Origin of the sequence: Arthrobacter sp. UYEF36 (assembly GCF_040547025.1) — a bacterium.
In the GTDB taxonomy this organism is placed as follows: Bacteria; Actinomycetota; Actinomycetes; order Actinomycetales; family Micrococcaceae; genus Arthrobacter.
The window spans coordinates 331,471-355,677 of sequence record NZ_JBEPOX010000002.1 but is presented as its reverse complement, the minus strand read 5'-3'; the positions used below and the strand labels follow the sequence as shown (position 1 = coordinate 355,677).

Genomic DNA, 24,207 nt, shown 5'->3' with positions numbered 1-24,207 from the left:
CATGAACAGAATCATCTGGATGGGAATTGGCGTCGCCATTGGCGTCATCGCCTTCCGCAAGATCACCGAGGCACAGTCCAACCTGGGCCCCGAGGGCCTCAACCGGGCAGCGGGCCGGCTCGCCGACAGCCTGTACGACTTCGCCGACGCCGTCCGCGAAGGCATGACCGAGCGCGAGACTGAGCTTCGCAGCGCCCTTGGTATCGACGCCGGCCTCGAGAAGGCGATTGTCCACGGCTCTGCCGGCCGGGATGCAGTCCGGCGCTAGCCGGGAGAGAATTGATAGCGGGCGGCACCTGGATCAGGGCCGCCGGCACGGCCCTAGGCCGGGACCACACCGTTCCCGCGGACCACACGCGCGAACCACGAACGCAGTGAATATTGAAGGGTATGTAATCAGCTCATGAAGTCGCAGGAGATCACTAAGCGCTGGATCGACTTTTTCGTCAGCAAGGGCCACACGGCGGTGCCCTCCGCGTCCCTGGTCTCCAGCGACCCTTCCCTGCTGTTCACAGTGGCCGGCATGGTCCCGTTCATTCCTTACCTGACCGCCCGGGAGGAAGCCCCCTACAAGCGCGCCACCAGCGTGCAGAAGTGCATCCGTACCGGCGATATCGAGGAAGTCGGCAAGACGGCACGCCACGGCACCTTCTTCCAGATGTGCGGCAACTTCTCCTTCGGCGATTACTTCAAGGAAGACGCCATCAAGTTCGCCTGGGAACTGCTCACCACGAGCGTTGACGACGGCGGCTACGGACTGCCGCCCGAGCGTCTCTGGGTCACCGTTTACGAAGAGGACGACGAGGCCGAGCAGCTCTGGCTCAGGAACACCGGGATGCCCGCCGAGCGGATCCAGCGGATGGGCAAGGCCGATAACTACTGGTCCACCGGACAGCCCGGCCCGGCCGGGCCCTGCTCCGAGATCTACTACGACCGCGGCCCCGCCTACGGCGTCGAGGGCGGCCCGATCGCGGACGAGAACCGTTACGTGGAAATCTGGAACCTCGTGTTTATGCAGTACCAGATCGACAACGTGCGCTCCAAGGTGGACTTCGACATCACGGGTGAACTGCCGAAGAAGAACATCGACACCGGCCTCGGCATGGAACGTCTCGCGATGATCCTCCAGGACGTCGAGAACATGTACGAGACCGACCAGGTCCGCCCCGTCATCGACCGGGCCGCGGCCCTGTCCGGCCGGGAATACACCTCGGCCGAGTCCGCCGAGGACCCGCACCACACCGACGACGTCCGGATGCGCGTCGTCGCCGACCACATCCGCTCCTCGCTCATGCTGATCGCCGACGGCGTCACCCCCTCCAACGAAGGCCGCGGCTACGTGCTGCGCCGCCTGATCCGCCGCGCCGTGCGCTCCATGCGCCTGCTCGGCGTCGAGAAGGCCTGCCTGCCGGAACTGCTGCCCGCCTCCCGCGACGCCATGAAGGGCGTCTACCCGATCGTTGAGACGGACTTCGACCGGATCAGCCGGATCGCCTACGCCGAGGAGAAGGCGTTCCTGCGCACCATCGCCTCCGGCACCGCCCGCCTCGAGGACGCCGTCAAGGAGTCCCAGGCCGCCGGCCGGCCGCTCTCCGGCTCCGACGCCTTCGCCCTGCATGACACCTATGGCTTCCCGATCGACCTCACCCTCGAAATGGCCGAAGAGGCCGGACTGAAGGTCGACGAGCCCGAGTTCCGCAAGCTCATGCTCGAACAGCGCCAGCGCGCCCAGGCCGACGCCAAGGGCAAAAAGGGCTCGCACGCGGATCTCAGCGCCTTCCAGGAGCTGCTGTCCGCCGGCGAGACCGTCTTTACCGGCTACACGGAGCTCACCGGCGAATCCAAGGTCCGCGGCATCCTCACCGGCGGGCGCAAGGTCTCCCAGGCCTCCACGGGCGAGGAAATCGAGCTCGTCCTGGCCGAGACCCCGTTCTACGCAGAGGCCGGCGGCCAGGCCGCCGACACCGGGCTGATCACCGGTGACGGGTTCGTCGTCGAGGTCCTGGACGTCCAGCGCCCCATCAAGGGCCTGAGCGTGCACAAGGCAATCGTCCGCGAAGGCGAAATCGGCGCCGACTCCCTCGTCCAGGCAGCCGTTGACCGGGAACGCCGGCACGCCGCCGAGCAGGCCCACACCGGCACGCACATCGTGCACGCCGCCCTGCACCAGATCCTCGGCCCGGAGGCGCTGCAGCGCGGCTCCTTCAACAAGGCCGGCTATTTGCGCTTCGACTTCGCCTGGGGTGAAGGCCTGAGCCCGGCCACGCGCTCGGAAATCGAGGAAGTCTCCAACATCGCCATCCGCAACAACTACCGGGTGGAGACCAAGGTCATGGGCCTCGCCGAGGCCAAAGCCCTCGGCGCCATGGCGCTCTTCGGCGAGAATTACGGCAACGAAGTCCGCGTCGTGGAGATCGACGGCGCCTGGTCCCGTGAGCTCTGCGGCGGCACCCACGTCGAGAACACCTCGCTGATCGGCAGCCTCTCCCTGCTCGGGGAACAGTCCGTCGGATCGGGAAACCGCCGCGTCGAGGCCTTCGTCGGCATGGACGCTTTCCGGCACCTCGCCGCCGAACGCGCCCTTGTCACCGAACTTACCGAAATGCTCAAGGTTCCGTCCGGTTTGCTCGCGGACCGGATTGCCACCACGCTGACCAAGCTCAAGACTGCCGAGAAGGAACTCGAGCGACTGCGCAAGGCGCAGCTCACGGCAGCAGCAGCCCAGCTCGTAGGCACCGCCAGGGATGCCGCGGGCGTCAAGGTCATCGCGCACGACGCCGGCCAGGTCAGCGGCGCGGACGACCTCCGCGGCCTGGCACTGGACCTGCGCACCCGTCTCGGTTCCGAGCCGGCCGCCGTCGCCGTCGCCGGTGTCAGCAATGACCGCCCCGTTATCCTGATCGCCACCAACGACGCTGCCCGGGCGGCCGGCGTCAAGGCAGGTGCCCTGGTGCGCCTCGCCGCCGGAATCCTCGGCGGCGGCGGCGGCGGCAAGGACGACGTCGCCCAGGGCGGCGGCACGGACGCCACCAAGGTCGGCGCCGCCCTCGCGGCCGTCGTGGACGCCATTACCCGGCGATAACGGACGACCCGTGAACGAAGCTGCTGTGGCCGGCGACTATCCCCGTGGCGTGAAGCTTGGGGTGGACGTCGGCACCGTCAGGGTCGGCGTGGCGGTCTGCGACCGTGATGGCATCCTGGCCACACCCTTGCGCACCCTGGAACGGAATGCGAAGAAAAACACCGACGTGCGGATCCTTGCGGCTCTGGCCGTGGAACTCGGGGCCGTGGAGATATTTGTTGGTCTGCCGCGGACCATGAAGGGCGAGGAACATGCCTCGGCCCGGATGGCGACAGACTACGCAATGCTACTGGCGGGTAAACTGGGGGAGTGCGGTTCCGATGTTCCGGTCCGGCTGGTGGACGAGCGCCTGAGCACAGTGTCGGCCCACCGGAACCTGCATGAAGCTGGCATGAGCAGCCGAAATCACCGTAAGGTAGTTGATCAGGTTGCAGCGGCAGGTATCCTGCAACATGCACTTGATATGCAAAAGGCCAGGGGGACGGAAATCGGAAGCCGCGTATACGCGGAGTCCGGGCCGGGGCCAACCGGGGATGGCGCTCAGGCCGGTCCGGCACTAGACAGGCATTCTGCGCAACGCATTCTGCCCGAAATGGAAGGCTACAGTGAGCCCGGTCAACAGTGACGACTCCTCCGGTGATGTTTTCGGCGGCGCCGGCCGACCGCTGACCCGTAAGGAGATCAGGGCCCAACAGAAGGTCCAGGGGACCGAGGGTCACGACGATATCCCGCCGCAGGCCTTCGAGACCGGTGAGGACGTCCCGCCTGACGCGCCCGGCGCCGGGCACGGTTCCGTCCCTGACGCTGATGCTGCTGTCCTGCCGACGCCGATTCAGGCTGCGGGCGCGCCGGACCGGCCCGCCACAGCCCCCACCGTGCACCACGAGCCCGTGCACGACGAGCCCGTGCACCCTGAGCCCGTGCACGACGAGCCCGTGCACCCTGAGCCCGTGCACGACGAGCCCGTGCACCATGAGGGCGTGCACGAAGAGCCAGCGCACTACGAGCCAGCGCACTACGAGCCCGTGCACGACGAGGCCGTTCACCAGTACGCAGGCGGTGTTGCCCGTGAGGACTCCGAGCACTTCCACGCCGACCTTCACCCGGGCCACGATGCGCGGTATGACACTGACGTTCACGACGGCCACTCCGTCCATCCCGACGGCGACGCCCGCTATGTTTACGACGACGCGGACGGACGCCCGGCCGATTACCATGAGGAAGACGGCCGGGTTGTATTGGCCGGAGGTGCCGCCATCCGTACGTCCAAGGGCCCGTCCAAGAAGGTCCGCCGCCGGCGGCGCTTCCTTGCGCTGTTGCTGACCCTGTCGGTCTTCGTCCTCGCCGTCGCCGTCGGCGCGCAGTTCCTGAAGCCGCTGCTCGGAGGGGACACGGCGGCCGACTACCCGGGTCCCGGAACCGGCGAGGTGCTCGTCACCGTGCCGCCGGGCGCCGGGCCGAGGTCTGTGGCGACCGAACTCCAGGACAAGAACGTGGTGGCGAACGCCGACACGTTCCTGCGGGATTTCCTGGCCTCCGGTGGGGCGTTGGTTCCCGGGGACTTCACCATGCGCAACGAAATGAAGAACTCGGACGCCGTGGCCGTGCTGCTGAACAAGGACCAGGACAAGGTCATGTACTTCGCGCTGAGCGCCGGACTCAGGATCGGCGAATCGCTCGGGGCCATCTCCGAGGGCACCGGTGTGCCGGTCGCCCAACTCAAGGAGCTCAGCGACTCGCCCGCCCAGTTCGGTGTGCCTGCCAAGGCCAGGAACCTCGAGGGCTTCCTCGCGCCGGGCGAATACCGTTTCCCGCTCGGCACCCCGGCCAAGGACGTGCTGCAAAAGCTGGTGACCACCACCCTGGACGAGCTCACCTCCCAGGGCGTCGCGGATCCCGCGAGGCAGTACGACGTCGTCACAGTTGCCAGCATTGTGCAGGCCGAGGGCGGCCAGGCGGAGTATGGCGACGTGGCGGGCGCGATCTACAACCGCCTCAAGCCGGACAACATCGAGACGAACGGGCTGATCCAGTCCGATGCCACGGTGACCTACGGGCTCGGCATCAAGAGCTTCCACATCGACGAGGAGCAGAAGGCCGACAAGTCCAACCCGTACAACACCTACGCCAACCAGGGCCTGCCGGTCGGGCCGATTGGCTCACCGGGCAAGACGGCGATTGACGCGGCGGCCAAGCCCAAGACGAACGAATTCCTCTACTGGGTGACGATCAACCTGGACACCAAGGAAACCCTGTTTTCCAAGACGCTGGCGGAGCACAACGTCTACGTGGCCAAGTACAACGCCTGGTGTGAGGACAACCCCGGACGCTGCGTATGACGCTCCGGGCCGCCGTGCTCGGGCACCCGATCAGCCACTCGAAGTCACCGGCGCTGCACCGCGCGGCCTACGCCCACCTTGGCGTTGAGCTCGACTACTCGGCCATTGATGTGACCGAGGACGCGCTCCCGGCCTTTATGGCGGGTGTCCGGGAGGACCTGCGGCAGGGGGAGGGCTGGCGCGGGCTCTCGGTCACCATGCCGCTGAAGTCCGGCATGGTCCGCGAAGTGGATGAGGTGCGCGGTGTTGCCCGCGACCTCGGAGTCATCAACACGGTCGCCTTCGAGCGCCCGGCTCCGGGAGACTCCGCCGGCGCCACCCGGCTGGTCGGCTACAACACCGACGTCGCCGGAATCGTCAATGCCCTCCGCCACGCAGGGGCCGCGTCCGCGCCCACCGCCGCCGTGCTGGGCGGTGGCGGCACCTCGGCCGCTGCGATCGCGGCGCTGAAGGAACTGGGCGCGCCGGATGCCAGGATCTTTGTCCGCGATGTCACCCGCGCCGCCGGGGCACGCGCCGCCGCCGCCGCCGTTGGCCTTCCGCTCCAGGTCCTGCCGCTGGCCGGAGCGGCTGCCGCCGTCGCCGCGGCCGACGTCGTCATCTCCACGCTGCCGCCCCGTGCCGCGGACCCGCTCGCCGGGGAACTCGCGACGCTGTTCGCGCAGCGCGCGGAAGCCCCGTCCCGGGAAGCCCCGTCCCGGGAAGCCCCGTCCCGGGAAAAGTTTGCTCACCGGCCCGGCGTGCTGCTGGACGTCGCCTACGATCCCTGGCCCAGCCGGATCGCCGCCGCCTGGCAGGAGGCCGGCGGAACCGTGATCCCCGGACTCGAGATGCTCATCTACCAGGCCGTGGAGCAGGTCCGACACTTCACCGGCCTCGGTGAGGCCGTGCCGGCTGAAGTCATAGATGTGATGTGTGACGCAGTCGGGGCGCCCCGACGGGTGTTCTAACCGCCTTACATGGCAGGATGGATTTTATGTTGCGTTGGTTGACTGCCGGTGAATCCCATGGCCCGGCACTGGTCGGAATTATCGAAGGCGTGCCCGCCGGTGTGGAACTCACCAGCGCCCAGATCGCCGATTCGCTGGCCCGCCGCCGGCTCGGCTACGGCCGCGGCGCGCGGATGAAGTTCGAGCAGGATGTGGTTACGATCCTTGGCGGCGTCCGCCACGGCATCACCCAGGGCGGCCCCGTCGCCATCCAGGTCGGCAACACCGAATGGCCCAAGTGGGAGCAGATCATGTCTGCCGACCCCGTGGCCCCCGAGATCCTCGCCGACCAGGCCCGCAACGCCCCGCTGACCCGCCCCCGGCCCGGCCACGCCGACTTCACCGGCATGCAGAAATACGGCTTCGACGAGGCGCGTCCCGTGCTGGAGCGCGCCAGCGCCCGCGAAACGGCCACCCGCGTGGCCCTCGGCACCGTTGCCTCCGCGTTCCTCAAGCAGCTCGGCATCGAGCTGGTTTCCCACACGGTGTCGATCGCCAGCACCGCGGTCCCGGAAGGCCGGCCGCTGCCGGTCCCGGACAACGTCCTTGCCCTTGACGCCGACCCGCTGCGCTGCTTTGACCGCGAAACCTCCGACGCCATGGTCGCCGAGGTCGACATCGCGCACAAGGAAGGCGAAACCCTCGGCGGCGTCGTCGAGGTCCTCGCCTACGGACTCCCGCCGGGACTGGGCAGCTACGTCCACTGGGACCGCCGCCTCGATTCGCGGCTGGCGGCTGCCCTGATGGGCATTCAGGCCATCAAGGGCGTCGAGGTGGGCGATGGCTTCCTCACCGCATCGCGGCGCGGCTCGGCCGCCCACGACGAGATCGTCAAGGACGCCGACGGCCGGATCATCCGCACCTCCAACCGTGCCGGCGGCATCGAAGGCGGCATGAGCATCGGCGACGTGCTCCGCGTCCGCGCCGCCATGAAGCCCATTGCCACCGTCCCGCGCGCCCTCAAAACCGTCGACGTCAGCACCGGAGAGGCCGCCAAAGCCCACCACCAGCGTTCCGACGTCTGTGCGGTCCCCGCGGCCGGTGTCGTCGCCGAAGCCATGGTGGCGCTCGTCCTCGCCGAGGCGGTCACGGAGAAGTTCGGCGGCGATTCCGTGCAGGAAACCGCCCGCAACATCAAGGGTTACCTGGACAATATTCCGGCGTCCCTGGACTCGATCGGCCACTAGTGCCGGCCGAAACACCGGCAATGCCGGCCCGGACTGCTCCCCGGCCCATCGCGTTGATTGGACCCATGGCGGTCGGAAAATCGGCCATCGGCCACCAGCTCGCCCAGCAGCTGGGAACCCCGTTCGTGGACACCGACGTCGTGGTTGTGGCCAATCATGGATCCATCGCGGAAATCTTCGCCAGCCGCGGTGAGCACGCCTTCCGTGAGCTTGAAGCCAGGGCCGTGGCCCGGGCGATCGAGGACGCGCGGGGCACCAGTACGGTACTCTCTCTGGGCGGCGGCGCCGTCCTGGACTCCGGCACACAGCAACTGCTGGAGCGCTGCACCGTGGTCTACCTCGAGTGCGATGCAGACACAGTGGCGGAACGCATCAGCAGGAATTCCGGCCGGCCGCTGCTGGCCGGAGACGCCATGGAACGATGGAAGACGCTGTTCGCCACCCGGCGGCCGGTCTACGAGCGGCTGGCCGACCTGGTCATCGATGTGCGGAACGGATCCGTTCCGGACCTCGCGCGCCGGCTTGAAGATGCGCTGCGCGGGTACGCGGCCGCGGGAACCGCGGCCGTACCCACGCCAGCGGCGACAAAGGAAGTTGAAAAGTGATCACCGAATCAACCGTCATCAAGGTCACCGGGCAGACGCCCGGAGAGAACTACGACGTCGTTGTGGGCCGCGGCCTGCTGGCCAGCCTCCCCGGTCTGCTGGGGGAGCGGGTCAAACGTGTCCTGGTCATCCACCCGCGGGCGCTGCGCCTCACCGGCGACACCGTCAGGGAAGAACTCGCCTCGGCAGGATTCACGGCGCTGACCGCCGAGATCCCCGACGCGGAAGAAGGCAAGCACATCGAGGTCGCCTCGTTCTGCTGGCAGGTGCTGGGCCAGAACGACTTCACCCGTTCCGACGCCGTCGTCGCCGTCGGCGGCGGAGCCGTGACCGACCTGGCCGGATTCGTGGCCGCCACCTGGCTGCGCGGCGTCAAGGTCATCCACATGCCCACCAGCCTGCTCGGCATGGTGGACGCCTCCGTGGGCGGCAAAACCGGCATTAACACCGCCGAAGGCAAGAACCTCGTGGGGGCATTCCACCCGCCCGCCGGTGTCCTCGCGGACCTCGACACCCTGGACACCCTGCCCAAGAACGAGATGATCTCCGGCATGGCCGAGGTCATCAAATGCGGCTTCATTGCCGACCCGGCCATCCTCGATCTGATCGAAAAGGATCCGACCGCCGTCTCCGACCCCCGCTCCGACGCTGTCCGCGAACTCATCGAACGCGCCATCACGGTGAAGGCCAGGGTGGTTTCCGAAGACCTCAAGGAGACCGGCCAGCGCGAAATCCTCAACTATGGCCATACCCTGGGCCACGCAATCGAACTGGCCGAGCGCTACTCCTGGCGCCACGGCGCGGCCGTCTCCGTCGGGATGATGTTCGCCGCTGAGCTGGCCCGCAGCGTGGGCCGCCTCAGTGACGCCGACGCCGACCGGCACCGCAGCATCCTGGAAAGCCTGGGGCTGCCCATCACTTACCGGCGTGACCGCTGGCAGGCCCTGCTGGACGGCATGCGGCGGGACAAAAAGTCCCGCGGCGACCTGTTGCGCTTCGTGGTGCTCGACGGCGTTGCCCGTCCCGGCATCCTTGACGTCCCGGACACCTCCCTGCTGTTCGCCGCGTACCAGGAGATCGCCTCCTGATGGCGTTCCTCCCCGGCGGCACCAGTGATTGGCCGGATGCAGGGTTTCCCGGGATCAAGATCAATCCGGACACCCTGGTCCCGCAGATCGTCAACGAGGACGCGGTCGCCGAAGCTCTGGCGGCCTCGACCGACCCCGGTGACCGGATCTTCGTGCTCCTCGTCGAGGGGCATCCCGCGGATGCCGCCGAACTGCTCGCCGAGGCCAGGTACAGCGACCCCTCTTCGCTTCGCCTGCGCATCTTCGAAGCGGACGTCCTGCGGGTCTCCAACCGGCTGGACCGGGCCGTGGAACTGTTCCGCCAGCTCCTGGCGGAGACCCATGGCACGCCGGACGAGGCGGTCATCCGCCAGCACCTCGGACGGTCCTACTTTGCCAGCGGCAACATTGCCGCCGCCGTCGAATCCTTCACCAAGGCGCTGGACCTGCGCGTTGCAGGGTCAGCCGACGCGGCCCTGATCTACGCGTCCACCGTGGCGGTCCGGCGTGCCCGGGACGTGCTGGAACACAGTTCCTGAAGGACGGCCACCGGGACCTCCTCGGAGCTCCCGCAGGCGCGCGTCCGGCAGCGGGCCCATAAAACCGGTAGAATGGATCTTGGATTTTTGATAAATACGCGCTGGCGGGCCATTCGGCATGCTTGCCTGGCATAACCGGCTCGCAGCTAGAAGCAGCTAGAAACGAAACCAGAGGATACAGTGGCAACCACTAACGACATCAAGAACGGAACCGTCCTGAAGCTTGAGGGCCAGCTCTGGAACATCATCGAGTTCCAGCACGTCAAGCCCGGCAAGGGTGGTGCGTTCGTCCGCACCAAGATGCGTAACGTGATGTCCGGCAAGGTCGTCGACAAGACCTTCAACGCCGGACTCAAGATCGAGACCGCCACGGTTGACCGCCGCGACTACCAGTACCTGTACCAGGACGGTGCCGACTTCGTGTTCATGGACACGTCCGACTTCGACCAGCTCACGGTTCCCGGCGCCACGGTCGGTGAGGCCACCAACTTCATGCTGGAGAACCAGATGGTGAACATCGCCATCCACGAGGGCAACCCGCTCTACATCGAGCTGCCCCCGAGCGTCGTGCTCGAGATCACCTACACGGAGCCGGGCCTGCAGGGCGACCGCTCCTCGGCCGGCACCAAGCCCGCCACCCTCGAAACCGGCTACGAGATCCAGGTGCCGCTGTTCGTCGAGAACAACACCAAGGTCAAGGTCGACACCCGCGACGGCAGCTACCTCGGCCGGGTCAACGACTAGTGAGTGCACGCGGTAAGGCCCGTAACCGGGCCCTGGATGTTCTCTTCGAGGCGGAACAGCGTTCCGTCTCGGCGTTCGATGTACTGAAATCCCGCCGGGAACAGACGGACCAGATCGTCAACCCGTACACCCTCGAAATCGTCGAGGGCGTCGTCTCCCACCAGAGCGCGATCGACGAATTCCTGGAGACCTATTCGCAGGGCTGGACCCTGGAGCGGATGCCGTCGGTGGACCGCATCATCCTGCGGATCGGTACCTGGGAGCTGCTCTACAACGACGACGTTCCCGACGGCGTTGCCGTCAGCGAGGCCGTGGCATTGGCCAAGACCCTCTCCACGGATGAGTCGCCGTCGTTCATCAACGGCCTGCTGGGCCGGCTGCAGCAGCTGAAGCCCTCGCTGCTCGCCTGACCAGCCCACGCTGCACAAAGAACCCCGCCCGGGACACCCGGGCGGGGTTCTTTGCTGCGGGAACTGGCTGCATCCTGGAACGCTCCTAGTGAATGACGGCGGCCCGGAGGGCGGTGACTTCGGCGAGCTGCTGCCGCTCATCGAGTTGGTGCGCCGGCACGTCCCGGCCGCTGAGGATGCGCTGCCGGGTGAAGGCGAGTTGGGTGGCGGCATGCAGCAGCGCCTTCATCTGCGGACCCCGGCCGATGGACTTGGCCCAGCGCAGGGCGGAACGCCGCCCGCCTGGCGTGGCCAGCATGTCCACCTCGGCCCCGGTGAACCAGCCCGCCGCCGCGTACTCCTTGAGCCGCTGGCGGGTGAGCCGGCGCTCCGCGACCTGAAGCAGCACAATCACCAGGACTGCCAGCAGGAAAATCGGCACCTGCACCAGCAGGTACTGGGCGAGGAAGTTCTGTCCCATGCTGTTCCAGCCGCTGTGCAGCAGCATCGCGGGAATGAGGCCGACGGCGAACGCGAGCACGGAGAGCCCGTTGTGCCAGCGGCGCGCGGCGAAGCCCATGATGAGGCCGGTGGTACCGGTGAAAATGGCGTGGGCGAACGGTGACATGACCCCGCGGAGGAAGAACACCACCGCGAGGTCCGTGCCGGGGTCGCTGGATTCGGCGATCGCGCGGCCGAAGTAGAGGATGTTCTCGGTGAACGCGAAGCCGGCCGCGATCGTGAACGCGAACACCACCCCGTCCACCGGGCCGTCGAAGTGTTTCCGGGCGAAGAGCAGCAGCAACAGCAGCCCCAGGGACTTGGCGAATTCCTCCACCACGGGCGCCTGGACCGTCACCGCGAACGTTGTGTAGTCCAAGCCCGAGGCCGGCCCCGCGACGAGCGAGAAATAGGGCTGGATCAGCATTGTCACCGCAATCGAGACCACGGCCCCCCAGACAAAGGCGAACAGCAGCAGCGGCCTGGGTTCCGGTTCCCAGCGGTCGATGAAACGCACCGTCAGCAGCACGGTCCCCAGCGGAATCAGCGAGGCGATAAAGCCGATGACAAATCCGGAAATCCCGGTGCTGCCCAGCAGGAACGGCAGGACCAGGAACAGGCTGATGAACGCCAGGAACCCGCCGGCCACCACGAGCCCCACCACGCCGGGGGAGCGGCGGCCGCCCCGGACCGGCGGCAGGGCGGGCGGGAGGACCGGCTGGACCCGGCCGCGGTTGTTGGCCGGTGCCTGCCGGTAGTACTCCGGCTGGACATGCCCCAGCCACGTCGGATTGGCCTGCTGGGGAAGCGGCCGCTGGCCGCCGGAGGAGTAGCCGGGGCGGTCCGGACCCGGCCGCGGCTCGTTCGTCGTCATGGACTTGAGCCTATGTCCGTGTGAGCTTAAACGCATGCCGGCGGCGCCGGGCGCCAACCCCGCTGTGGTAATTTGGGAACGCAAACAATCCTTTTTTAATTCCGTCCCGTGAGGCGGGGAAAGGGGAGACGAGCGTTGACTTCTGTTCCAGAAGCACCGGTTCCGGCCAAGGTTGTACTCACCCGAGTGGTACTCAACCAGGCGGACATCGACCGTGCACTCACTCGTATCGCCCATGAGATCCTTGAGTCCAACAAGGGCTCCCAGGACCTGGTCCTGCTCGGCATCCCGCGCAGGGGCTACCCCCTCGCCGTCCGGCTTGCCGCCAAAATTGCCGCCGCCGATCCCACCGTGGACCCCGCCGCGATCGTTGGCCAGCTGGATGTGACCATGTTCCGCGACGATCTCTCGCACCAGGGCATGCGCCCGCCGTATCCCACCCAGCTTCCCCGCACCGGCATCGACAACAAGGTTGTGGTGCTCATTGACGACGTCCTGTATTCCGGCCGGACCATCCGGGCCGCGCTCGACGCGATCATCGACCTCGGCCGCCCGCGCATCGTCCGCCTCGCCGTGCTGATTGACCGCGGCCACCGCGAACTGCCCATCCGCGCGGATCACGTCGGCAAGAACCTCCCCACGTCCTCCTCCGAGAAAGTCCGGGTCCGGCTCGCCGAAACGGACACGGTCGACGGGACTCCCGTCAACGAAGTGGTCATCGAGGCCACCGCGTGAAGCACCTGCTCTCCACCGAAGACCTGAGCCGGGCCAACGCCATCCGCATCCTCGACACCGCCGAGGAGATGGCGGCCGTGGGGGAGCGCGAGGTCAAGAAGCTTCCCACCCTGCGCGGCCGCACCGTCGTCAACCTGTTCTTTGAGGACTCCACCCGCACCCGGATCTCCTTCGAGGCCGCCGCCAAACGGCTCTCCGCCGACGTCATCAACTTCGCCGCGAAGGGCTCCTCCGTCTCCAAGGGCGAATCCCTCAAGGACACGGCCCAGACGCTCTCGGCGATGGGGGCCGACGCCGTCGTCATCCGGCACTGGGCCTCCGGAGCCCCGCACCGGCTGGCCGCCACGGACTGGATCGACGCCGCCGTCATCAACGCCGGGGACGGCACCCACGAACATCCCACCCAGGCCCTGCTGGACGCCTTCACGATGCGCCGGCACTGGTCCAAGCTGGCCGGTGCCCCGTCCGCAGGTGCGGACCTCACGGGCATGCGGGTCGCGATCGCCGGGGACGTGCTCCACTCCCGGGTGGCCCGCTCCAACGTCTGGCTGCTGCGCACCCTCGGCGCCGAGGTCACCCTGGTTGCCCCGCCGACGCTGCTGCCGATCGGCGTCGAAAAGTGGCCGTGCAGCGTCAGCTACGACCTCGACGAGACCCTCGCCCGGGGCATCGACGCGATGATGATGCTGCGCGTGCAGGGCGAACGGATGAACGCCTCGTTCTTCCCGACCACCCGCGAATACTCGCGCCGCTGGGGCTTCGACGACAACCGGCTCCGCGCCCTGGACCGGCTGGGCCTCAAGGACACCATCATCATGCATCCCGGGCCAATGAACCGCGGCCTGGAAATCTCCTCCGCCGCCGCCGACTCGCCCCGTTCCACAGTGCTGGCCCAGGTCCGCAACGGTGTGTCCATCCGCATGGCAGCCCTTTACCTGCTGCTCTCCGGGGACAGCCGCGAACCGGCGCACTCCACCCTTTCCACCCCCGCAGAGAACACCTCCGCCCACGTCACCAAGGAGAGCCACTAATGGCATCACAGCAACAGGATGCAGGCACCGGCGCCTACCTGATCCGCGGCGCCGCCATCCTCGGCGGAGCCCCTGAAGACCTCCTGATCCGCGACGGGATCATCGCCGAACGCGGCCGGAACCTGCCGGCCGACGGTGCGCGCGTCATCGAGGCCGCCGGGCTGGTGGCCCTGCCCGGCATGGTGGACATCCACACCCACCTGCGCGAACCCGGCCGCGAAGACGCCGAAACGGTCGAGACCGGCACCCGCGCCGCGGCCCTGGGCGGCTACACGGCCGTGCACGCGATGGCGAACAGCACCCCGGTGGCCGACACCGCCGGCGTCGTCGAGCAGGTCCTCACTTTGGGCCGCACCGCCGGCTGGGTGGACGTCCGCCCGGTCGGGGCAGTTACCGTCGGCCTCGCGGGGGAGCAACTTGCCGAACTCGGCGCGATGGCCGATTCCCGCGCCCGCGTCCGGGTCTTCTCCGACGACGGGATCTGCGTCCACGACCCCGTGCTGATGCGCCGCGCGCTGGAATACGTCAAGGCGTTCGACGGCGTCGTCGCCCAGCACGCGCAGGAACCCCGGCTGACCGCCGGCGCGCAGATGAACGAGGGCGAGGTCTCCGCCGTCCTGGGCCTCACCGGCTGGCCCGCCGTCGCCGAGGAAAGCATCATCGCCCGCGACGTGCTGCTCGCCCAGCACGTCGGCTCCCGGCTGCACGTCTGCCATGTCTCCACGGCCGGATCCGTGGAGATCATCCGCTGGGCCAAGTCCCGCGGCGTCAACGTCACGGCCGAGGTCACCCCGCACCACCTCTGGCTCACGGACGAGCTCGCCCGCAGCTACGACCCGGTCTACAAGGTCAACCCGCCGCTGCGCACCGACGCCGATGTCCAGGCCCTGCGCGCCGCACTGGCCGACGGCACGATCGACGTCGTGGGCACCGACCACGCCCCGCACCCGAGCGAGCACAAGGAATGCGAGTGGGCGCAGGCCGCCATGGGCATGACCGGGCTGGAGACCGCCCTGTCCGTGGTGCAGCACACCATGATCGAAACCGGGCTGATGGGCTGGGCGGACTTCGCCCGGGTCACGTCCACCGCGCCCGCCGCGATCGGCCGGCTGGAGGACCAGGGCCGCCCGCTCGACGCCGGCGAACCCGCCAACGTCACACTCGTGGACCCGGCTGCACGCTGGACCGTGGACCCTTCTAAGATGGCAACCATGGGCCGTAACTCTCCGTTTGCCGGCCGCGAACTGCCCGGCAAGGTGGTGGCGACGTTCTTCAAGGGCCACCCCACCGTCCTCGACGGCAAACTCAACACCCCGTACCGCTACCCGGAAGAGTTGCCCGGCACCGCAGCGGCAGGCAGCAACTGATGGTCAAGGAACTCTCACTGCTCCTCACGCTGGTCCTGATCGCCGTCGCGCTGGCGCTGATCTGGCTCGGCTGGCGGAACCGGCTGCGCCGCCAGGCCGACGTCGACCCGCTGCCGGAGATCCCGGCTCACCTGGGCGCGGCGCTGGCCGTCGCCGACGGCCAGTACGTGGCCTCCACCACCGCCGGCGACTGGCTGGACCGCATCGCCGTGCACAACCTGGGTATCCGCACCAACGCAGAACTCAGCGTCCACCCGGAGGGAGTGCTGTTCGACCGCTCCGGCGCCGGCCCCGTCTTCATCCCCGCCCCGAGCCTCACCGGGGTGCGGCAGGAAAGCGGCATGGCCGGAAAGTTCGTCGAAAAGGACGGACTGCTGGTGATCAGCTGGATGCTCGGCAGCCAGGAACTGGATTCCGGTTTCCGCACCCGGCACGCCGACGACAAAACCACCCTCCTCAAAGCCCTGCAAGATTTGATCCCCGCGGCCCCTCAGGCCAATGCCGATAGTGGAAAGTAACGACGTGACGGACTCCAACGAAGTGTCAGCAACAGCAGTGTCAGAAGCAGCAGTGCCAGAAAAACCAGTGACATCGAACGCGTCAGCAGCCACCCCGGCAGCCCTCGTGCTCGAGGACGGCCGGATCTTCCGCGGGACCAGCTACGGCGCCACCGGAACAGCCCTCGGCGAGGCCGTGTTCGCGACCGGCATGACCGGCTACCAGGAGACCATCACGGACCCCTCCTACGCCCGCCAGCTGGTGGTCCAGACCGCCCCGCATATCGGCAACACCGGTGTGAACAAGGACGACGCCGAGTCCCGGCGGATCTGGGTGGCCGGCTACATTGTCCGCGACGCCGCCCGCCGGCCCTCCAACTGGCGCTCCGAACGCTCGCTGGACGATGAGCTGGTCGAACAGGGGATCGTCGGGATCCAGGGCGTGGACACCCGCGCCATCACCCGCCATTTGCGCGAACACAAGACCATGCGCGCCGGGATCTTCTCCGGCGACGCCGTCCGCGCCTCGGACAAGGAACTTCTCGACGCCGTCCTGGCGAGCGCCCCGATGGAAGGCGCACGCCTGGCCGAGGAAGTCAGCGTGGACGAGGCCTACACCGTGGAGCCCAAGGACTGGGGCTGGGACGGCGAGCCGCGCTTCAGCATTGCCGCGATCGACCTCGGCATCAAGCGGATGACCCCGATCCGGTTCGCCGAGCGCGGCGTCCGGGTGCACGTGCTGCCGGCCACCGCCACCCTGGCCGATGTCCAGGCGGTCAACCCCGACGGCTTCTTTATGTCCAACGGCCCGGGCGATCCCGCCACCGCCGATAACCAGGTCAAGCTGCTCCGCTCGGTCCTGGACGAAAAGATCCCGTACTTCGGCATCTGCTTCGGCAACCAGATCCTGGGCCGCGCCCTGGGCTTCGGCACCTACAAACTGCGCTACGGCCACCGCGGCATCAACCAGCCCGTCATGGACCGCCGCACCGGCAAGGTCGAGATCACCTCGCAGAACCACGGCTTCGCCGTCGACGCCCCGCTGGACGGCGCCACGCGGGCCCCCGAGGAACGCTTCGGCCGCGTCGAGGTCAGCCACGTGAGCCTCAACGACGACGTCGTCGAGGGCCTGTCTTGCCTGGACATCCCGGCCTTCTCGGTCCAGTACCACCCAGAGGCCGCCTCCGGGCCGCACGACGCCGCGTACCTCTTCGACCGCTTCATTGACCTGATGGCGGACACCAAAACTTCCACCGATTCCAAGACTGAGGACAAGAAGTAATGCCCAAGAGAACTGACCTTAAGAGCGTCCTGGTCATCGGTTCCGGTCCGATCGTGATCGGCCAGGCCGCCGAATTCGACTACTCCGGCACCCAGGCACTGCGCGTCCTCAAGGAGGAAGGCCTCCGCGTCATCCTCGTCAACTCCAACCCGGCCACCATCATGACCGACCCGGAGTTCGCCGACGCCACCTACATCGAGCCAATCACCCCCGAGGTGGTCGAAAAGATCATCGCCAAGGAACGCCCGGACGCGCTCCTGCCCACCCTGGGCGGCCAGACCGCGCTCAACACGGCCATCGCGCTGGACAAGAACGGTGTGCTGGAGAAGTACAACGTCGAGCTGATCGGCGCCAACATCGCCGCGATCGAGCTCGGCGAGGACCGCGAAAAGTTCAAGGGCGTCGTGGAACGCTGCGGTGCGGAATCCGCCCGCAGCCACATCATCCACACCATCGGCGAGGCCCTCGCCGCCGCCGAGGACCTCGGCTACCCGATGGTGGTCCGGCCCTCCTTCACCATGGGCGGCCTGGGCTCGGGCCTCGCCTACGACGAGAACGACCTCCGCCGGATCGTCGGCCAGGGGCTGCAGTACAGCCCCACGTCCGAGGTGCTGCTCGAAGAGAGCATCCTGGGCTGGAAGGAATACGAGCTCGAGATGATGCGCGACAAGAACGACAACGTCGTGGTCGTCTGCTCCATCGAGAACTTCGACCCGGTTGGCGTGCACACCGGCGACTCGATCACCGTTGCCCCGGCCCTGACCCTGACGGACCGCGAGTACCAGCGCCTGCGCGACATTTCCATTGCCGTCATCCGCGAAGTCGGCGTCGACACCGGCGGCTGCAACATCCAGTTCGCCGTCGAGCCCGACACCGGCCGCGTCGTCGTGATCGAGATGAACCCGCGCGTCTCCCGTTCCTCCGCGCTGGCCTCCAAGGCCACCGGCTTCGCGATCGCCAAGATCGCCACCAAGCTCTCCCTCGGCTACACCCTCGACGAAATCCCTAACGACATCACCCAGAAGACCCCGGCGTCCTTCGAGCCGACCCTGGACTACGTCGTCGTGAAGGTCCCGCGCTTCGCCTTCGAGAAGTTCCCGGCGGCGGACCCCACCCTGACCACCACCATGAAGTCGGTGGGCGAGGCCATGGCCATGGGCCGGAACTTCACCGAGGCGCTGCAGAAGGCGCTGCGCTCCCTCGAACAGAAGGGCTCCCAGCTGGACTTCAGCCACGTCCCGGAATGGGAAGTCGCCGAGCTGATCGCGAAGTCCAAACGGCCCACGACGGACCGCCTGCACCAGGTCCAGCGCGCCCTGCTCGGCGGCGCCACGGTGGAGCAGCTCTTCGAAGCCACGAAGATCGATCCCTGGTACCTGGACCAGCTCCAGCTGCTGAACGAGATCTCCGTCGAGATCCGCAAGGCCGCCGCCCTGACCCCGGAGATGCTGACCCGCGCCAAGCGCCACGGTTTCTCCGACGAGCAGATCGGCGCCCTGACGCACAACTCCGAGGACGTCGTCCGCGGCGTCCGGCAGGCCCTCGGCATCCGCCCGGTCTACAAGACCGTGGACACCTGCGCCGCCGAGTTCGCCGCATACACGCCGTACCACTACTCCTCCTACGACGAGGAGGACGAGGTGGCGCTGCACTCCAAGCCGTCCATCATCATCCTCGGGTCCGGCCCGAACCGGATCGGCCAGGGCATCGAGTTCGACTACTCCTGCGTGCACGCCTCGATGGCGCTGCGCAAGGCCGGCTACGAGACCGTAATGGTCAACTGCAACCCGGAGACCGTCTCCACCGACTACGACGTCTCCACCCGGCTGTACTTCGAACCGCTCACCCTGGAAGACGTGCTGGAGGTCATCGCGGCCGAGGAACGCACCGGCGGCGTGATGGGCGTGTTCGTCCAGCTCGGCGGCCAGACTCCGCTCAAGCTCGCCCAGCAGCTCGCCGACGCCGGCGTGCCGATACTCGGCACCTCCCCGGAGGCCATCGACCTCGCGGAGCACCGCGGCGCCTTCTCCCGGGTGCTCGACACGGCCGGGCTCATCTCGCCGAAGAACGGCACCGCCGTGTCGTTCGAGGACGCCAAGAAGATCGCCGATGAGATCGGCTACCCGGTCCTGGTCCGGCCGTCCTACGTCCTCGGCGGCCGCGGCATGGAGATCGTCTACGACGAGCCCAACCTCTCGCGCTACATCGCCAACGCCACCGAGATCACCACCGAGCACCCGGTGCTGATCGACCGGTTCCTCGAGGACGCCGTCGAAATCGACGTCGACGCCCTCTACGACGGCACCGAGATGTACCTCGGCGGCATCATGGAGCACATCGAGGAGGCCGGCATCCACTCCGGCGACTCGGCGTGCGTGCTGCCGCCGATCACCCTGGGCAACAACGTCCTGGAGCGGGTCCGCGCCGCGACGCTGGCAATCGCCGAAGGCGTGGGAGTCCGCGGCCTGATCAACATCCAGTTCGCCCTGGCCTCCGATGTGCTCTACGTCCTGGAAGCCAACCCGCGGGCCTCCCGCACCGTGCCGTTCGTCTCCAAGGCGACCGGCGTGCAGATGGCGAAGGCGGCTGCCCTGATCGGCACCGGCGTCACCATCAACCAGCTCCGCACGGCGTACAAGATGCTGCCGGAAACCGGCGACGGCTCCACGCTGCCGCTGGACGCCCCGGTTTCGGTCAAGGAGGCCGTGCTGCCGTTCAGCCGCTTCCGCACCCCGGAAGGCAAGGTCGTGGATTCGCTGCTCGGGCCGGAAATGCGCTCCACCGGCGAGGTTATGGGCATCGACAAGCACTTCGACACCGCCTTCGCCAAGAGCCAGGCCGCCGCCAACAACGCGCTGCCCACCGAAGGCAAGATCTTCGTTTCCGTGGCCAACCGGGACAAGCGCTCGGTCATCATGGGTGTGAAGCGGCTCTCCGATCTCGGCTTCGAGATCGTCTCCACCGGCGGCACCGCCGATGTGCTGCGCCGCAACGGCATCCAGGCCACCCCGGTCCGGAAGGTCGCCGAGGGCTCCAGCGCCGAAGGCGAGGGCACCATCGCCGACCTCATCATCGCCGGTGAGATCGACATGGTCTTCAACACCCCCTCGGGCGGCGAAGCGCGCAGCGACGGTTACGAACTGCGCGCCGCAGCGACGTCGATCGGCATCCCGTGCATTACGACGGTGGCAGAGTTCAACGCCGCCGTCCAGGCCATCGAGGCGCTGCGCACCTACGAATGGTCGGTTACGAGCCTGCAGGAGCACGCCGCCGCGCTGTTCGCCTCGCACGAACGGGTCGCGCAGGAACGGGTCGCGCAGAATGCCGGCTGACGGCATGCCTGAGGCCACCGCTGATCCGGCCGGCCGGGAGTCCTTCGGCTCCCGGCTGGGCCGGGCCATGGCGGACCGCGGTCCGTTGTGCGTCGGGATCGATCCGCACCCGTCGCTGCTCCAAAGCTGGGGACTGAACGACGACGTCGCCGGGCTGGAGCGCTTCTCGCTCACCGTCCTGGACGCGGTGGCCTCGCTCGCTGCCGCGGTCAAGCCGCAGGTGGCGCTGTATGAGCGGCACGGCTCCGCGGGCATGGCCGTGCTGGAGCGTATCCTCGCCGCGGCGGCGGAGGCCTCGGTGCTGTCCATCGCCGACGCCAAGCGCGGCGACATCGGCTCCACGATGGCTGCCTACGCCGACGCCTGGCTGCGGGACGGATCCGCCCTGGCCGCCGACTCGGTCACGCTGAGCCCGTACCTGGGCTTCGAATCGCTCCGGCCGGCCCTGGACCTCGCGGCGCAGACCGGCCGGGGCGTCTTCGTCCTGGCCCTGACGTCCAACCCGGAGGGTGCGTCCGTCCAGCATGTCGGCGGCGCGGACTCGGTGGCCCGCCGGATCGTCCGGGCCGCAGCCGAGGAGAACCGGCGGTACGCGGGGGAGCTGGGTTCCACCGGACTCGTCGTCGGCGCCACTGTCGGCTCCGCGCTGACGGACCTGGACCTGGACCTCGCCGCGGTGCGGGGCCCGATCCTGGCCCCGGGCCTCGGCGCGCAGGGCGCCACGGCCGCGGACTTGCGGCGCACCTTCGGCAGCGCCTATGGCCAGGTGCTGGGAACGTCCAGCCGCGACATCCTCGGCGCCGGTCCGCGGATCCAGGACCTGCGGAAGGCCGCCCAGCGGACCCTCGAGGAGCTGCGCGCGGCGTAGGTGCTCCCGGACGTTGCGAACAGGCCCCGGCGGACGCTGGGGGCCGCGACGCCGAACTTGTCCATTGATTTCTGCCTGGCCAAGACGGTAGGTTCAGGACAAGTCCGCGGTACCGGCCGGGGTGCAGTTCGGCCCGTCCGGCCGGGCCGTTTGCGCGGTCCGTCCGACAATGCAGGGAGGCATTCAGTGAGTTTGCGACCCCTCACTCCGCAGGAGCGCGCCGATGCCCTGGGCAAGGCCGCCGCCGCAAGGACCACCCGGGCCACCGCCAAGGACAAGCTCAAGACCGGGGAGCTGAGCATCGCGGAACTGCTCAGCGCCGGAGAAACTGACGACGCGATCGCCCGGATGCGGATCGTGGAACTGCTGGAGGCGCTTCCCGGCATCGGGCGGGTGCGTGCCGCGGCCATCATGGAACAGCTCGGCATCGCGGCGTCGCGCCGGGTCCGCGGCCTGGGAATCCACCAGCGCCGGGCGCTGGTAGATTTTATAGACGACAAACAGCCTGGTCCGCCGCGCTGACTCAACCCCGCACGAAGGAATATGTGAGCAACAAACCGGGACTGACAGTCCTCGCCGGCCCGACGGCTGTTGGCAAAGGCACCGTGTCCACCTACATCCGGGACAACTATCCCGGCGTCTGGCTTTCCGTCTCGGCGACCACCCGGCCCCCACGGCCCGGCGAAGTCGACGGCGTGCATTACTTCTTCAAGTCCGCCGAGGAATTCGATGCCCTGGTCGAGAACGGCGAACTCCTGGAGTGGGCCGTGGTCCATGGGCGCAACCGCTACGGCACCCTGCGCAGCACGGTGGACGCCGCGATTGCCGACGGCCGTTCGGTCCTCCTGGAGATCGACCTGCAGGGCGCGCGGCAGGTCAAGGAGGCCGTGCCCGAGGCCCAGTTCGTCTTCCTGGCGCCGCCGAGCTGGGACGAAATGGTCCGCCGCCTGGTGGGCCGCGGCACGGAAACAGCGGAAGAACAGCAGCAGAGGCTGGAAACCGCTAAACTAGAACTTGCCGCTGAACCGGAGTTTGACCACAGCGTCATCAATGATGACGTTCGACGGGCAGCGGACGAGCTTGTTTCACTCATGGGGCTGACCCCGAACCCACGCTAGGCGCCGGGACGTATCGGCCCGTTAGAATTTGGAGAATTCGTGTCCACGAACCTTGAAGGCATCATCAACCCGCCGATCGACGAGCTGCTGAAGGCCGCCGATTCGAAGTACGGACTGGTGATTTTCGGCGCCAAGCGCGCACGCCAGATCAACGCCTACTACGCCCAGCTGCACGAGGGCCTGTTCGAGTACGTCGGCCCGCTGGTCGACACCAAGCTGAACGAGAAGTCGCTCTCCATCGCGCTGCGCGAGATCAACGAGGGCAAGCTCGTTTCCACGCCGATCGAACCTGCAGAGTAATCACGCAGCCGCAGGCGGAGTCTCACGTGCGTATAGTCCTCGGAGTCGGGGGAGGGATAGCTGCCTACAAGGTGGCGTCGCTCCTCCGGCTTTTTACTGAAGCCGGCCATGACGTCACCGTCATCCCCACGGAGGCCGCGACCCGCTTCGTCGGCGTCGCCACGTGGGAAGCGCTGTCCGGGCATCCGGTCAGTAACAGCGTCTTCGACGAGGTGCACACGGTCAACCATGTCCGCCTTGGCCACGAAGCCGAGCTGATCGTCGTGGCCCCCGCCACCGCCGACCTGCTGGCACGCGCGGCCACCGGCCAGGCCAACGACCTCCTGAGCAACACCCTGCTGATGGCCGGCGGCTGCCCGGTGCTGATGGCCCCCGCCATGCACACCGAGATGTGGCAGCATCCCGCGACCCAGGCCAACGTTGAGACGCTCCGCAGCCGGGGAGTCACCGTGCTGGAGCCCGCCTCCGGCAGGCTGACCGGCTCAGACTCCGGACCGGGCCGGCTGCCGGAACCCGAGGCCATCTTCGAAGCGGCACTGGCCCTCGCCGGTGCGCCGGCGGCGCCCGCAACCGCGCCGCTGCCGGCGTCGGAGGCCGTGCCGTCTTTGCCGCTGGCCGGGCTTACCGTCACCATCAGCGCCGGCGGCACCCGCGAGCCGCTGGACCCCGTGCGGTTCCTGGGGAACCGGTCCTCCGGCAAGCAGGGGGTGGCGCTGGCCGCCGCGGCCCGCGACGCCGGCGCCAAGGTCCGGCTGCTGGCCGCCCACATGGACGTCCCGCCGCCGGCCGGTGTGAGCGTGGTCAAGGTCGAGACCGCCCTGGAGCTCCGCAAGGCCGCCCTGCACGCCGCCGCTGACTCCGACGTCATCATCATGGCCGCCGCCGTCGCGGACTTCCGACCGGCGGACGTCTCCGGGACGAAAATCAAGAAGCGCGACGACGTCGCCGATCCTGTCATCTCGCTGGTCCGGAACCCGGACATCCTGCGCGAACTCGTCGAGGTCCGGGATGCGGCCTCCCGCGACCAGCTGATCGTCGGCTTCGCCGCCGAGACCGGGGATGCGGACGGGGACGTCCTTGATTACGCCGCGGCCAAACTGCGCCGCAAGGCCTGCGACCTGCTGGTGGTCAACCACGTGGGCCAGGACAAGGTTTTCGGTGAGGACACCAACTCCGTAGTCATCCTTTCCCGTTCCGGCTCCGAACCCCAAGAGGCGTCGGGTTCCAAATCCGACGTTGCGGCTGCCGTGATTGACCGCATCAGCGCCGAGCTGAGCCGGGTTGTCCCGCCCGCCTGATCCGGCGTAAGCAAGGTCTCCTTAGCACGGGGACACCCGCCGCCGGACGTCCGTTTTCCAACC

Annotated in this window: 23 protein-coding genes; 22 read left to right on the top strand and 1 reads right to left on the bottom strand. The window is 68.0% G+C overall.

The window, feature by feature from the left end; translation table 11 throughout:
* Window position 1 precedes the first annotated feature (1 nt).
* The 11 genes from ABIB29_RS05645 (at window position 2) to nusB (ending at window position 10,962) form a co-directional block, all read left to right on the top strand.
* Window positions 2-268: a DUF6167 family protein gene (locus tag ABIB29_RS05645; protein WP_502915553.1), complete on the top strand. Its 267-nt coding sequence runs from the start codon at window positions 2-4 to the stop codon at window positions 266-268.
* A 135-nt stretch (window positions 269-403) separates the two neighbouring features.
* Window positions 404-3,082 (top strand): alanine--tRNA ligase, encoded by a 2,679-nt coding sequence (alaS, locus tag ABIB29_RS05640; protein WP_354170829.1) that lies wholly within the window; start codon window positions 404-406, stop codon window positions 3,080-3,082.
* A gap of 10 nt (window positions 3,083-3,092) precedes the next feature.
* The gene (gene ruvX, locus ABIB29_RS05635) at window positions 3,093-3,707 is read left to right on the top strand and encodes a Holliday junction resolvase RuvX (protein WP_354170827.1); all 615 of its coding nucleotides are present in this window, start codon (window positions 3,093-3,095) and stop codon (window positions 3,705-3,707) included.
* A complete protein-coding gene (locus tag ABIB29_RS05630) occupies window positions 3,688-5,421 on the top strand; it encodes an endolytic transglycosylase MltG (RefSeq protein WP_354170825.1) in 1,734 nt (577 codons plus the stop codon). The genes ruvX and ABIB29_RS05630 overlap by 20 nt, the downstream gene beginning before the upstream one ends.
* Window positions 5,418-6,371 (top strand): shikimate dehydrogenase, encoded by a 954-nt coding sequence (locus tag ABIB29_RS05625; protein ID WP_354170823.1) that lies wholly within the window; start codon window positions 5,418-5,420, stop codon window positions 6,369-6,371. The genes ABIB29_RS05630 and ABIB29_RS05625 overlap by 4 nt, the downstream gene beginning before the upstream one ends.
* 26 nt (window positions 6,372-6,397) lie before the next feature.
* Window positions 6,398-7,597, top strand: a complete 1,200-nt coding sequence (aroC, locus tag ABIB29_RS05620) for a chorismate synthase (protein ID WP_354170821.1) — start codon at window positions 6,398-6,400, stop codon at window positions 7,595-7,597.
* Window positions 7,598-7,617: 20 nt separating this feature from the next.
* Window positions 7,618-8,202: a shikimate kinase gene (locus ABIB29_RS05615; RefSeq protein WP_354170818.1), complete on the top strand. Its 585-nt coding sequence runs from the start codon at window positions 7,618-7,620 to the stop codon at window positions 8,200-8,202.
* Window positions 8,199-9,290, top strand: coding sequence for a 3-dehydroquinate synthase (aroB, locus tag ABIB29_RS05610; RefSeq protein WP_354170817.1), 1,092 nt, complete (start codon window positions 8,199-8,201; stop codon window positions 9,288-9,290). Before ABIB29_RS05615 ends, aroB begins: the two co-directional genes overlap by 4 nt.
* Window positions 9,290-9,808: a tetratricopeptide repeat protein gene (locus ABIB29_RS05605; RefSeq protein ID WP_354170815.1), complete on the top strand. Its 519-nt coding sequence runs from the start codon at window positions 9,290-9,292 to the stop codon at window positions 9,806-9,808. Before aroB ends, ABIB29_RS05605 begins: the two co-directional genes overlap by 1 nt.
* Before the next feature lie 180 nt (window positions 9,809-9,988).
* Window positions 9,989-10,552: an elongation factor P gene (efp, locus tag ABIB29_RS05600; RefSeq protein ID WP_354170813.1), complete on the top strand. Its 564-nt coding sequence runs from the start codon at window positions 9,989-9,991 to the stop codon at window positions 10,550-10,552.
* A complete protein-coding gene (nusB, locus tag ABIB29_RS05595) occupies window positions 10,552-10,962 on the top strand; it encodes a transcription antitermination factor NusB (RefSeq protein ID WP_069951903.1) in 411 nt (136 codons plus the stop codon). The genes efp and nusB overlap by 1 nt, the downstream gene beginning before the upstream one ends.
* An 85-nt stretch (window positions 10,963-11,047) precedes the next feature.
* On the opposite strand, the gene ABIB29_RS05590 is transcribed toward nusB, so the two are convergent.
* Window positions 11,048-12,316, bottom strand: a complete 1,269-nt coding sequence (locus ABIB29_RS05590; RefSeq protein WP_354170811.1) for a PrsW family intramembrane metalloprotease — start codon at window positions 12,314-12,316, stop codon at window positions 11,048-11,050.
* Between the two features lie 135 nt (window positions 12,317-12,451).
* On the opposite strand from ABIB29_RS05590, the gene pyrR reads away from it, so the two are divergent.
* The 11 genes from pyrR to coaBC all read left to right on the top strand — a co-directional run bounded on the left by pyrR (window position 12,452) and on the right by coaBC (window position 24,144).
* On the top strand, window positions 12,452-13,051 hold the full coding sequence (gene pyrR / locus ABIB29_RS05585; protein ID WP_354170809.1) for a bifunctional pyr operon transcriptional regulator/uracil phosphoribosyltransferase PyrR: 600 nt from the start codon (window positions 12,452-12,454) through the stop codon (window positions 13,049-13,051).
* The gene (locus ABIB29_RS05580; RefSeq protein WP_354170807.1) at window positions 13,048-14,082 is read left to right on the top strand and encodes an aspartate carbamoyltransferase catalytic subunit; all 1,035 of its coding nucleotides are present in this window, start codon (window positions 13,048-13,050) and stop codon (window positions 14,080-14,082) included. Before pyrR ends, ABIB29_RS05580 begins: the two co-directional genes overlap by 4 nt.
* A complete protein-coding gene (locus ABIB29_RS05575) occupies window positions 14,082-15,449 on the top strand; it encodes a dihydroorotase (protein WP_354170806.1) in 1,368 nt (455 codons plus the stop codon). Before ABIB29_RS05580 ends, ABIB29_RS05575 begins: the two co-directional genes overlap by 1 nt.
* Window positions 15,449-15,967: a PH-like domain-containing protein gene (locus ABIB29_RS05570; RefSeq protein ID WP_354170804.1), complete on the top strand. Its 519-nt coding sequence runs from the start codon at window positions 15,449-15,451 to the stop codon at window positions 15,965-15,967. Before ABIB29_RS05575 ends, ABIB29_RS05570 begins: the two co-directional genes overlap by 1 nt.
* Complete coding sequence (carA, locus tag ABIB29_RS05565) at window positions 15,948-17,228, top strand: glutamine-hydrolyzing carbamoyl-phosphate synthase small subunit (RefSeq protein ID WP_354170802.1); 1,281 nt, start codon at window positions 15,948-15,950, stop codon at window positions 17,226-17,228. The genes ABIB29_RS05570 and carA overlap by 20 nt, the downstream gene beginning before the upstream one ends.
* Entirely contained in the window at window positions 17,228-20,560 is a 3,333-nt protein-coding gene (gene carB, locus ABIB29_RS05560; protein ID WP_354170800.1) for a carbamoyl-phosphate synthase large subunit, read from the top strand. Before carA ends, carB begins: the two co-directional genes overlap by 1 nt.
* A gap of 4 nt (window positions 20,561-20,564) precedes the next feature.
* Complete coding sequence (gene pyrF / locus ABIB29_RS05555; protein WP_354170799.1) at window positions 20,565-21,428, top strand: orotidine-5'-phosphate decarboxylase; 864 nt, start codon at window positions 20,565-20,567, stop codon at window positions 21,426-21,428.
* 186 nt (window positions 21,429-21,614) lie between these two features.
* Complete coding sequence (gene mihF / locus ABIB29_RS05550) at window positions 21,615-21,950, top strand: integration host factor, actinobacterial type (protein WP_354170797.1); 336 nt, start codon at window positions 21,615-21,617, stop codon at window positions 21,948-21,950.
* A 23-nt stretch (window positions 21,951-21,973) separates the two neighbouring features.
* Window positions 21,974-22,546, top strand: coding sequence for a guanylate kinase (gmk, locus tag ABIB29_RS05545; protein WP_354170795.1), 573 nt, complete (start codon window positions 21,974-21,976; stop codon window positions 22,544-22,546).
* Between the two features lie 39 nt (window positions 22,547-22,585).
* On the top strand, window positions 22,586-22,846 hold the full coding sequence (gene rpoZ / locus ABIB29_RS05540) for a DNA-directed RNA polymerase subunit omega (RefSeq protein ID WP_011692102.1): 261 nt from the start codon (window positions 22,586-22,588) through the stop codon (window positions 22,844-22,846).
* Entirely contained in the window at window positions 22,846-24,144 is a 1,299-nt protein-coding gene (coaBC, locus tag ABIB29_RS05535) for a bifunctional phosphopantothenoylcysteine decarboxylase/phosphopantothenate--cysteine ligase CoaBC (RefSeq protein WP_502915565.1), read from the top strand. The genes rpoZ and coaBC overlap by 1 nt, the downstream gene beginning before the upstream one ends.
* The last annotated feature ends 63 nt before the right edge of the window (window positions 24,145-24,207 follow it).